Below are 10,331 nucleotides of genomic sequence, written 5' to 3'. Positions count from 1 at the left end.
GTTTGATTGTTTAGACAACGAAATCTACTAACCGATGGAACGCCGTGTGCGGTGAAAGTCGCATGCACGGTGTGAAGTGGGGGAAAAGCCTGAGATGATATCAGGGGCTTACCTATCACTATAAAACAGCGACTTTATCTGCCTGCTCAATCAGGCCAGCGGCGACCGGAAAATCCTTGCGGAACGGCTGAACATTTCGCCCCAGCAATTACGGTATGTGGACAATTCCGAACCCGGCGAGGGGCTTCTCATTTACGAAAATGTGATCCTGCCCTTTAAGAACCCCATCCCGAAAAACACCCAGCTCTATCAGATCATGACGACCCGGTTAGGCGAGGGGGCGACGGTATGAGGCACAAGGAGGTGAAGTCATGGAACCCTTAAAACCCCGCGACAAGGTAACGCAGCACATGACCCGCGACGGCCTGACGCTGGATAACCAGACCACCGGCGAAAGCGTCAATGTGTCCAGCCGGGAGGCCGAGCAGGAATACACTACCCAGCCGGAGGGCGCGGCGGAAAAAATACTGGAACGGGCGGACGAACTGCACGACCGCCACAAGGCAAAGAAAACGGCCAAGGACACCGGGGAAGCCGCAGCGCAGGCCACCGGCCCCGTTTCCCGGTTGCAGTTTACCGCCGAGGAACGGGCCTCCCCGGAGCTGGCCCCGTATATCAAAAAGGCGGAAAAACGGGCGGATCAGCTGGAAGCGGCCAAAGAAGCCTTGCCGAAAAAGCGTGTCGTCACCAAGGAAACCGTTTATGACGAGGCCAAGGGCAAGGCCAAAAGCAGGCTGTATTTTGACAAGGTGGAGAAAGCCCCTCCCCAGCTCAAACCAAACCCGGCCAGCCGCCCCATACAGGAAGCCGGGCTTTACCTCCACGGAAAAATCCATGAGGTAGAACACGAAAATGTGGGCGTGGAGGGCGGCCACAAGGGGGAGGAACTGGCGGAACGGCAGGCGGGCCGCATGATCCGCAGCGGCGTTCACCGCCACAAGCTCAAACCCTACCGGGCCGCAGCCAAGGCCGAGCGAAAGTCCATCGCCGCCAACGCCGAGTTTGTGTATCAAAAATCCCTGCGGGATAACCCGGAGCTGGCGCAGGCGGCCAAGAACCCTGTTTCCCGCTTTTGGCAGAAACAGCACATCAAGCGGGAATATGCCAAGGCAGCAAGGGCGGCGGGCCAGACCGCACAGGGGGCCGCAAGCACCGCCAAGACCACGGCTGCCGCAGCCAAGAAAGCCGCAGAGAAAAGCAGACAGGCCGCGTCCTTTGCCGCCCGGCACTGGAAAGGGGCGCTGATCGTTGGCGGCGTGGGCCTCATGCTCCTGTTGGTGATGGGCGGCCTGCAATCCTGCACTGCCATGTTTGGCAGCACCGGGACGGGCCTTGCCGCCACCTCCTATCTCTCCGAGGACAGCGATATGCTGGGAGCCGAAGACGCCTATGCCGCGCTGGAAGCAGACTTGCAGCACGAACTTGACAACTACGAAAGCCTGCACCCCGGCTATGACGAATACCGTTTCGATCTGGACGAGATCAAGCATGACCCCTATGTGCTGACCTCCATCCTCTCCGCGCTGCATAACGGCGTGTTCACTTTGGGGGAGGTACAGGGCGACCTTGCCATGCTCTTTGAAAAGCAATACATCCTGACCCAAACCATCGAAACGGAAACCCGCTACCGCACCGAAACGAGGACAGACAGTGAGGGAAACACCTACACCGTGGAAGTCCCCTACACTTACTACATCTGCAATGTGAAGCTGGAAAACTTTGACCTGTCCCACCTGCCCATCTACATTCTCACCGAGGAACAGATGGGCTTTTATGCTGCCTATATGCAGACTTTGGGCAACCGGCCAGACCTGTTCCCCAACGGCAGCTATCCCCACGCCTCCACCCCGAAAGAGCCGACCTACTATGAAATCCCCCCGGAGGCGCTAAAGGACGAAGCCTTTGCCGCTATGATCGCCGAGGCGGAAAAGTATGTGGGCTATCCCTATGTGTGGGGCGGCAGCTCCCCAAGCACCAGCTTTGATTGTTCCGGCTTCATTAGCTGGGTCATCAATCATTCCGGCTGGAATGTAGGACGCCAGACGGCGCAGGGGCTTTACAACATCTGCACCCCTGTTTCCCCGGAGCAGGCCAAGCCCGGCGACCTTGTATTTTTCGTTGGCACTTATGATACTGCCGGGATGTCCCATGTGGGGCTGTATGTGGGAAATTCGGTCATGCTGCACTGCGGCGACCCCATTTCCTACACGAACCTCAATTCAAGCTACTGGCAGCAGCATTTTTATTGTTACGGGCGTTTGCCTTAAACGCCAGAAAGGAGTAAATCACTATGGCAATGAACAAATTGGAGCGCATTGAAAAGGATATTGAGAAAACCAAGGGCAAGATCGCGGAGCTGCAAAAGCAGCTTCGGGAGCTGGAAGCAGCCAAGACCGAACAGGAAAACTTGCAGATCGTTCAGCTTGTGCGCGGCCTCAACATGACCCCGCAGGAGTTCGCCGCCTTTGTACGCGGCGGCGCGTTGCAGGCGGCCCCGGCCCTGATCCCGGACTTTGAACAGGAGGACAACGCCCATGAAGAAATCTAAACTGTTCCGCACCTTGACGCTGGCTTTGGCTGCTGCGCTCTGCATGGCGACCACGACCGTTACCGCCTACGCCGGGGGCGCTGCCCCTGACCCTGTGCCGCTGCCGGAAACCACCGAGGCCCCCGCAGAGGTGCCGGAGGAAACCGAAGAACCTACCACCGGCGGCATGGAGCCGGAGGGCGTACCTGTTACCCCGCAGGGCAACGCCGCGCTGGTGGATGATTTTTTCGGGGATAAGCAGCTTATCACCGTCACCACCAAGGCCGGGAATTATTTTTACATCCTGATCGACCGGGCCAACGAGGACAAGGAAACGGCGGTGCATTTCCTCAACCAAGTGGACGACGCCGACCTGCAAGCCTTGTTGGAGGACGGGAAAAAAGAGCCGGAGGTCTGCACCTGTACGGCTAAATGTCAAGCCGGGGCCGTCAATACGGCCTGCCCGGTCTGTAAAAACAACCTGACCGCCTGCAACGGGCCGGAGCCGAAGCCCCAGCCGGAGGAAGAAAAGCCGCAGGAGGAAAAGCCAAGCGGCATGGGCGGCCTTGTGGTGTTCTTTGTGGTGGTGCTGCTGGGCGGCGGCACAGCCCTCTACTTCCTGAAATTCAAAAAGGAAAAAGCCGACACCACAGGCAATGATGATCTGGCCGAGTATGACTTTGGCGAGGACGAGGATGACGAGGACGAAGCCCCGGAGCCGGACGAGGATATGATAAGTGAAGATGGAAATAAGGAGGACGAGGTATGAGCTATCAGTTAGTAATTGCAGAGAAACCAAGCGTCGCCCGCAGCATTGCGGGCGTGATCGGCGCGGACAAGAAACAGGACGGCTACATGGAGGGGAACGGCTATCTGGTGAGCTGGTGTATCGGCCACCTTGTTTCCCTTGCCGATGCCGGGACTTATGACGAGCGTTTCAAAAAATGGCGCTATGACGACCTGCCGATTGTGCCGCAGGAGTGGCAGTACATCATTCCCGACGCTAAGAAAAAGCAGTTTGACACCCTGCGTTCTTTGATGGAGCGCCCCGATGTCACCGGCCTTGTGTGCGCCACCGACGCCGGACGCGAGGGGGAATTGATTTTCCGTTTCGTCTACCAGATGGCAGGCTGCAAGAAACCGTTTCAGCGCCTTTGGATTTCCAGCATGGAGGACGCGGCTATCAGGGACGGCTTCGCCCATCTGAAACCGGGAGCCGATTATGATAACCTGTATCAGTCGGCCCTTTGCCGGGCGCAGGCGGATTGGCTGGTGGGGATCAACGCCACCCGGCTGTTCTCCATCCTCTACCACAAGACCCTGACCGTGGGCCGTGTCCAGACGCCGACCCTGAAAATGCTGGTTGACCGGGAGGCCAAGATCAGCAGCTTCCAGAAAGAGAAATATCACATCGTCCAGATCGCGGCGGGCGGCATGGAGGCGGCCAGTGAACGCATGGGAAACGCAGACGACGCCAAGGCGCTGAAAGCTGCCTGTGAAACGGCGCAGGCCGTTTGTGTATCGGTAATACGGGAGAAAAGGACGGAGCAGCCGCCCCGCCTCTATGACCTCACCACCTTGCAGCGGGAGGCAAACCGCCTGTTTGGATTTACCGCCAAGCAGACCCTTGACTATGCACAGCAGCTCTATGAAAAGAAGCTGCTGACCTATCCCCGCACCGACAGCCAGTATTTGACCGATGATATGCTGCCAACGGCGGAAAGCCTTGTGTCCGGCCTGTGGCCGCTGCTTCCCTTTGCAAAGGGGCTTGACCTGTCCTCGCAGTTTGGCCGGGTGCTGAACAGCAAAAAGGTAAGCGACCACCACGCCATTGTCCCGACGATGGAATTTGTGCAGAAAGGCTTTGATGGGCTGGCCGAGGGGGAAAAGAAACTGCTGTCCCTTGTGTGCTGCAAGCTGCTGTGCGCCGTGGCTGCGCCCCATGTATATGAAGCTGTCACCGCTACATTCACCTGTGCCGGGAACACCTTTACCGCCAAAGGAAAGACCATTCTCACTCCCGGCTGGAAAGAGCTTGACCGCCGCTTTAAGGCGTCGTTCAAAACAGACGCCGACGACACCGCCCCGGAGCCTGCGCGTGAACTGCCGGAGATCACCGAGGGCCAAACCTTTGACAAGGTAACTGCCGCCGTCACCGAGCATTTCACAGCACCGCCAAAATCCTACACCGAAGATACTCTGCTTTCCGCTATGGAGCGCGCCGGTGCGGACGATCTGCCGGAGGACGCCGAGAGGCAGGGATTGGGAACCCCGGCCACCCGCGCCTCCATCTTAGAAAAACTGGTGCAGATGGGCTTTGTGGAGCGCAGGGGCAAACAGCTACTTCCCACCAAGGACGGCCACAACCTTGCCTGCGTGCTGCCGGAGGCGCTGACCTCTCCCCAGCTTACGGCACAGTGGGAAACGGAGCTGACGGCCATTGCCAAGGGGCAGGCCGACCTGGAGGGCTTCATGGCTGGCATTGCAGAAATGACAAGGAGCCTGATTTCCCGATATTCGCAGATTAGCGAGGACGCGCAGAAGTTGTTTCAAACCGAGCGTGTGGTTATCGGCAAATGTCCGCGCTGCGGGGAAAGCGTCTACGAGGGCAAAAAGAACTACTACTGCGGAAACCGGGCCTGCCAGTTTGTCATGTGGAAGAATGACCGATTTTTTGAGGAACGGGGCAAGGCGTTCACCCCGAAGATCGCCGCCGCGCTGCTCAAAGACGGAAAAGCAAAGGTAAAGGGCCTGCGCTCCATGAAAACCGGCAAAACCTATGACGGGACGGTGCTTTTGGCCGATACCGGCGGCAAGTATGTGAACTACCGCGTGGAACAGAGGGGCAAAAACTAAAAACAGCAAGCATAGGGAGTGTAGCCACACTCCCGGCAAAATCCCTGACCCGGCGCACCTGCCGGGCCGGGGATTTTCTCGTTGGGGAAGCCCCAACCCCTACACTCTTGCAATTTATAATTATTGTATTTATTTCAATTTTTCGTAATGATATAATAAAACAAAATGTAAGAAAGAGGGGGAAGTTATGCAGGAAATGACACATAGGCACACCCGTGAATTAGATATGTTTTACAACGAGCATAGAGATGCCTGTACGAATTGTAGCAGAAAATTTCAAAATGGTATGTGTGCGCATTTGGGATATGATACAGAAAGAAATCCTGTTGTTCTTTGTGATGATTGCGCATATTTGCTATCAGAAACCGTAATTCGTTATCATTGGACGAAACTAGAATATGAAAAAGTTTCGCCAGAATCTAAACTTTGGCGTTACATGGATTTAAGCAAGTTCCTTTCAATGATTGGTAAAAAGTCACTATATTTTGCATCTGCGGAATCATTTGAAGATATATTTGAGGGTGCAAAAGGCACATTGGAACGGAAAGAAAAATGGGACGCATTTTATCTTGATTTTTTTAGAGATGCAATTCAAACCGCGCCCGGCATGAAACCAGAAGACTTAACAGACGAATACATTGAGGAAAATACAACACGTTTGTTGTCCGAGTTGAACGCCAGTGGAAATGCCCGAAGAAAACATACATTTATAAGTTGTTGGCATTGTAACGAATCTGAATCAGAAGCAATGTGGAAATTGTACTCAACAAATGTGAACAATGCACTTGCAATTCAAACTACATACCAACAGTTGTATGAGGCTCTTGACAAAGACCCCACAATAGAAATTGGGAAAGTCAAATATATTGATTTTTCCAAAAGATTTTCTTCCGTAAATGGTTCGTTCTGGTATAAACGAAAAGCATTTGAACACGAGAGAGAAGTCCGCGCTATTTGCTGATGTGTGATAAAGAAGTAGTAGAAGTGTAAAAAATTTTGCCGTTCCTATCCGGCGTTTGCGCATTGCGCCGGATAGGTCGGGCGGTCATTCGGGCAGGTCTACCTTGCCAACGAAAGAGTAATAAATATCAATGTCCTGTCTGCGTGTGCCGTTCTCGTCATAGCTGCACTCATGCACAACGATTTTCTCCACAAACTCACGCAAAAGGGTAGGGGTAAGTTCTTCAAAGCTGGTGTACTTGCGGACAACATTCATAAACTTTTCTGCGTTTACCGTGGCTTCCTGCGCTTTGGAAAGCTCTGCCCGGATAGCGGCGGCTCTCTCTTTCAGTTCTTTCTGCTCGGCTTCATAGTCTGCCGACAGCTCCGTGAAACGCTCGTCTGAAATGCGCCCGGTCACGCTGTCCTCATACAGCCGCTTGAAGATAGCGGATAACTCGCTGATACGCTTCTCGGCGGCTTCCAGCTCCTTTTTCCTTGCGGCGTTCCTGCGCTTGCCCCCGTCCTCGTTCTGCTCGATCAGCAGCTTCATAAACCGGGCTTCGTGCTTCGCTGCATAGCTGGTGACTTTCCGCAGATTGTCGGTCACTCCGGCGGTCAACAGGTCGGTGCGGATAAAGTGCGCCGTACAGTCACGGGTACGCTTCTTGTAGCTCCCGCAGATATAACAATCCTGCTTGCGGGTGGCGTTCTGGTAACGCTGCTGGTAAAGGACGCTGCCGCAGTCGGCACAAAAGAGTATGCCGGAGAATAAGCCCACTTCATCATAGCGGTTCGGGCGTTTGCGCTGCTTGCGTAACTCCTGCACACGCTCCCACATCTGGGTGTCAATGATAGGCTCATGGTGGTTCTCGAAAATCGCCTGTTTCTCAATGGGGTTCTCTACGCTGTGCTTGGTCTTGTAGGACGGCTTCTCCGTCTTGAAGTTTACCAGACAGCCCGTGTACTCCCTGTTTTCAAGGATATGTACCACGGTATTGGTCGCCCACTTGCACTCATAGCCGGGGTGGTAGCGGCGGGTGCTTCCCGTCCGACGGTATTCCAGCGTTCCCGGCGTGGGGATCTCCTGCTCTGTGAGCATACGGGCTATCTTGGTCGGCCCGTTCCCGGCAAGGCACAAGCTGTAAATCTGCCGCACAACAGGGGCGGCTTCCCCGTCAATGATAAAATTTTCGTCCTCGTCCATAAAGTAGCCGTATACGGGTTTGCTCGTGACGGGCTTCCCGCTCATACCCTTAGACCGTTTTACTGCTTTGATTTTCTTGCTCGTATCTCTCACCAGCCATTCGTTAAAAATGTTCCGCAGAGGGGCAAAATCATTGTCGCCCTGTGCGCTGTCCACTCCGTCATTGATAGCGATAAAGCGGACGCCTTTCTGTGGGAAAATCATTTCCGTATACATTCCCACTTGCAGATAGTTTCGCCCTAACCGTGACATATCCTTGACGATAACGGTGCCGACTTTTCCGGCTTCAATGTCCGCAAGCATGGCTTGAAAACCGGGTCTTTGGAAGTTCGCCCCAGAATAACCGTCATCTGTGTACCATTGCAGATTGGAAAAGCCGTTCTGCTTCGCATAGGTTTCAAGAATACGCTTCTGGTTTGAAATAGAATTGCTCTCACCTTGCAGCTCGTCCTCGTGGGATAATCTCGGATAAAGGGCGGTAATAAGGTTTCGGGTGGTCTGTCTTAACATAGTGTCCTCCATTTCCGACAGCCAGCCCCACTATTCCGTATGACTATCATACCACACGCCGGGGCTGGCTGTACAGTCCTTTCTGCTTCTTTACGTCCCGTCAAATTGCCGATTTTTGTGTAGCAGCTTCCGCTTCCAGCACTTTCAGCATTTTATCGGCGGCGGTGGCGGTGGTGTCCTGCTTGAAATAGCCGGAAACGACAAGGACAGAATTACCTATGCGGATTTCCGTCACGCAATCCGGGCGGCGGGTGCTGCGGTCATTCTTTGGGGTGTTGGTCATAGGCGGCTCTCCTTTCTGTTCATCAGCTTTTTCAGTTGTCCCATTTTCTCCTGCGCCGTGGCTTTTCGGAAGTTGCTCCCGGTAAAGCGGACAGGAGAACACATTTCAATCAGACGGTCATAAATGCGGGCGTGGGCGGTGTCCTCCGGGTGCTGCAAGTCCTCCAGCGTGAGATTAGTCGTGACGATCAGCGGCCTGCCGCTGCGGTAACGGCTGTCAATCACGTTGTAGACCTGCTCTAAGCCGTATTCCGTTCCCCGTTCCATTCCAAAATCGTCAAGGATAAGCAGCGGGAAGCTGCAAAGTCGGGAGATATATTCATTCCTGCCCTCAAAGCTGGCGGCAAGGTCACCCAATATCAATGCAAAGTTTGTCATGCACACGGGGATTTCACGCTCCATAAGGGCATTTGCGATACAGCCCGCAAAATAGCTCTTGCCTGTGCCAACGCCGCCCCATAGCAGATAGCCAATGTTGCGCTCTTTCATGGTTTCCCAGTTCTCCACATAGAAATGGGCGTGTTCCATTTGCGGGCACTTGCCGTTGTCGTTCTCAAACGTCCAGCCCTGCATAGCCGGGTCTGTAAAGCCCCGCCGCTTCAACCGCTCGACAGTTTCAAGGTGACTGCGCTGTTTCTCTGCGGCTTCCCGTTCCTCACGCTCTGCCCGCTGGCAGTCACATTCTGCCGGGTGGCGGTCACGCCCCAGCCATGCGGCGGTTTCTTTGGGGAAATAGCCCTCTTTGGGCTTGTGGCACTTCCCGCAGTATAAAAGCCCGTCCTCGCCGGTGTAGTCCTCCGGCTCCGGCGTGGTGTCGGTCATATTCAAAATCATTTCATCAAATCCATTCGTCATAAGCTCTCGCCCTCCTTACAGGTATAATCGGGTATGCCCTTTTTCGGGGCTTTCTTGGCTGCGTCCTCCTGCGCCCACTTGAAAATCGTGGCTGCATGGCTCTTGTATTTCCTCCCGCTGGAAGCGATATGGCAGGATAGGCGGTCAATGTAATACTCCCACTTGCCGGGAAGCTCTGTTTTCAGCCCGTCAAGCTCCGTATCGGAAAGAATGACATTGTGGTATCTGCCATAGGCGGCGGGGGCGGGGTGTCCCGTTTCTAACTCTCTCTCTTTTTCTATTTCTATATCTATCTCTTTCTCTATCTCTATCTCTGGTGGACAAATGTCCGCTCGATATGGTGGACATTTGTCCGCCCCTGTCTGCGGCAGGGCTTTTTGTTCCTGCAAAGCCAGCCGCGCCCTGCGCTTGCGCTCCCCCTCGGTAGAGGACTGGCCGATTAAAAGCTCAATGTTGCTCATGTAGAGTGCGCCGCTTGGCAAAGGCTCCACAAGCCCCAGCTTCATAAAGATTTTCAAAGCTCTCTCTACGGTACCTACCTGCTGGCGGGTAATGGTCGCAATCATCTGGGCGGTGTAGGGGATATTCTCGTCAAGCTGCAATTTCCCGCCGTTTTTCAGCGATTTCAAGTACAGCTTCAAGAGAATGTTGGAATAGATAACGCCGTCCTGCATACTTTCCAGCAGAACGATTGCATCATCGTCAAAATAGCTCTCTTTCAGCTTGAGGTAGTAATATTTGCGGTTATCTGCCATAGGCTGCGTCCTCCTTTTTCCAGCGTTTGGAATAATAGCGAGGGCATAGTATGATAACCGCCCGGAAGCTCTGTTTGCAGTCACGGGTGCAGCCCCGGCATAGGTCGTTGTAAGTGATACGGTTGCGGTGGTTGAGGAAGAAAGACCATTCCAGCCGCCGCTTCTTGCTCATTCTCGGCAATGGTAAGCTCCTTTCTGCCGTTCCTATCGGTGTAGCGGGATAGGGGGCATTTTCTGTATGTTCTCGGTATCATTTTCGGGCTTTTTCTGCCCTGTAAGCCCCGTTTGGAAGTCGGGGAGTATTGCGGTAAGGGTTCATATCATACCTGTATTTTTGTAG

Annotated in this window: 10 protein-coding genes and 2 pseudogenes; 6 read left to right on the top strand and 6 right to left on the bottom strand. The window is 54.2% G+C overall.

What is annotated here, in order from left to right; genetic code table 11:
• Positions 1–124: 124 nt before the first annotated feature.
• From FYJ45_RS24030 to FYJ45_RS29825, 6 genes and pseudogenes are all read left to right on the top strand, one after another.
• A pseudogene (locus FYJ45_RS24030) lies at positions 125–352 on the top strand (hypothetical protein); the annotation flags it as partial.
• Positions 353–371: 19 nt separating this feature from the next.
• Positions 372–2,327 carry a C40 family peptidase gene (locus tag FYJ45_RS24025; protein WP_154467542.1) on the top strand — a complete coding sequence of 652 codons (1,956 nt, stop codon included), beginning with the start codon at positions 372–374 and terminating at the stop codon, positions 2,325–2,327.
• A 23-nt stretch (positions 2,328–2,350) separates the two neighbouring features.
• Entirely contained in the window at positions 2,351–2,608 is a 258-nt protein-coding gene (locus FYJ45_RS24020) for a DUF4315 family protein (RefSeq protein WP_154467541.1), read from the top strand.
• Positions 2,595–3,356 (top strand): DUF4366 domain-containing protein, encoded by a 762-nt coding sequence (locus tag FYJ45_RS24015; RefSeq protein ID WP_154467540.1) that lies wholly within the window; start codon positions 2,595–2,597, stop codon positions 3,354–3,356. Before FYJ45_RS24020 ends, FYJ45_RS24015 begins: the two co-directional genes overlap by 14 nt.
• Positions 3,353–5,443 carry a DNA topoisomerase 3 gene (locus tag FYJ45_RS24010; RefSeq protein ID WP_154467539.1) on the top strand — a complete coding sequence of 697 codons (2,091 nt, stop codon included), beginning with the start codon at positions 3,353–3,355 and terminating at the stop codon, positions 5,441–5,443. Before FYJ45_RS24015 ends, FYJ45_RS24010 begins: the two co-directional genes overlap by 4 nt.
• Positions 5,444–5,630: 187 nt before the next feature.
• On the top strand, positions 5,631–6,404 hold the full coding sequence (locus FYJ45_RS29825) for a hypothetical protein (RefSeq protein ID WP_195841958.1): 774 nt from the start codon (positions 5,631–5,633) through the stop codon (positions 6,402–6,404).
• Here FYJ45_RS29825 and FYJ45_RS33430 read toward each other — a convergent pair.
• The 6 genes and pseudogenes from FYJ45_RS33430 to FYJ45_RS23980 form a co-directional block, all read right to left on the bottom strand.
• Positions 6,393–6,467, bottom strand: a pseudogene (locus FYJ45_RS33430) (Maff2 family mobile element protein); the annotation flags it as partial. The gene FYJ45_RS29825 and the pseudogene FYJ45_RS33430 sit on opposite strands and share 12 nt — an antisense overlap.
• Before the next feature lie 21 nt (positions 6,468–6,488).
• Positions 6,489–8,099: a recombinase family protein gene (locus FYJ45_RS24000; RefSeq protein ID WP_002605633.1), complete on the bottom strand. Its 1,611-nt coding sequence runs from the start codon at positions 8,097–8,099 to the stop codon at positions 6,489–6,491.
• A 100-nt stretch (positions 8,100–8,199) separates the two neighbouring features.
• Positions 8,200–8,382, bottom strand: a complete 183-nt coding sequence (locus tag FYJ45_RS23995) for a transposon-encoded TnpW family protein (protein ID WP_002605634.1) — start codon at positions 8,380–8,382, stop codon at positions 8,200–8,202.
• Positions 8,379–9,236 carry an ATP-binding protein gene (locus FYJ45_RS23990; RefSeq protein ID WP_002605635.1) on the bottom strand — a complete coding sequence of 286 codons (858 nt, stop codon included), beginning with the start codon at positions 9,234–9,236 and terminating at the stop codon, positions 8,379–8,381. The genes FYJ45_RS23995 and FYJ45_RS23990 overlap by 4 nt, the downstream gene beginning before the upstream one ends.
• Positions 9,233–9,991, bottom strand: a complete 759-nt coding sequence (locus tag FYJ45_RS23985) for a phage replisome organizer N-terminal domain-containing protein (protein ID WP_002605636.1) — start codon at positions 9,989–9,991, stop codon at positions 9,233–9,235. Before FYJ45_RS23985 ends, FYJ45_RS23990 begins: the two co-directional genes overlap by 4 nt.
• On the bottom strand, positions 9,981–10,172 hold the full coding sequence (locus FYJ45_RS23980; protein ID WP_006058351.1) for a hypothetical protein: 192 nt from the start codon (positions 10,170–10,172) through the stop codon (positions 9,981–9,983). Before FYJ45_RS23980 ends, FYJ45_RS23985 begins: the two co-directional genes overlap by 11 nt.
• Positions 10,173–10,331 lie beyond the last annotated feature (159 nt).

This window comes from Eisenbergiella porci, from assembly GCF_009696275.1.
GTDB classification, from domain to species: Bacteria; Bacillota; Clostridia; order Lachnospirales; family Lachnospiraceae; genus Eisenbergiella; species Eisenbergiella porci.
Note: the sequence above shows the minus strand (reverse complement) of the source record. Positions and strands in the feature narration are given on the sequence as shown.

Excerpts from the sequence above, each read along its gene's own strand:
- FYJ45_RS24020 (WP_154467541.1), top strand. The coding sequence starts at position 2,351 with ATGGCAATGAACAAATTGGAGCGCATTGAAAAGGATATTGAGAAAACC.
- FYJ45_RS23985 (WP_002605636.1), bottom strand. The coding sequence starts at position 9,991 with ATGGCAGATAACCGCAAATATTACTACCTCAAGCTGAAAGAGAGCTAT.
- FYJ45_RS23990 (WP_002605635.1), bottom strand. The coding sequence starts at position 9,236 with ATGACGAATGGATTTGATGAAATGATTTTGAATATGACCGACACCACG.
- FYJ45_RS23995 (WP_002605634.1), bottom strand. The coding sequence starts at position 8,382 with ATGACCAACACCCCAAAGAATGACCGCAGCACCCGCCGCCCGGATTGC.
- FYJ45_RS24025 (WP_154467542.1), top strand. The coding sequence starts at position 372 with ATGGAACCCTTAAAACCCCGCGACAAGGTAACGCAGCACATGACCCGC.
- FYJ45_RS29825 (WP_195841958.1), top strand. The coding sequence starts at position 5,631 with ATGCAGGAAATGACACATAGGCACACCCGTGAATTAGATATGTTTTAC.
- FYJ45_RS24000 (WP_002605633.1), bottom strand. The coding sequence starts at position 8,099 with ATGTTAAGACAGACCACCCGAAACCTTATTACCGCCCTTTATCCGAGA.
- FYJ45_RS24015 (WP_154467540.1), top strand. The coding sequence starts at position 2,595 with ATGAAGAAATCTAAACTGTTCCGCACCTTGACGCTGGCTTTGGCTGCT.
- FYJ45_RS24010 (WP_154467539.1), top strand. The coding sequence starts at position 3,353 with ATGAGCTATCAGTTAGTAATTGCAGAGAAACCAAGCGTCGCCCGCAGC.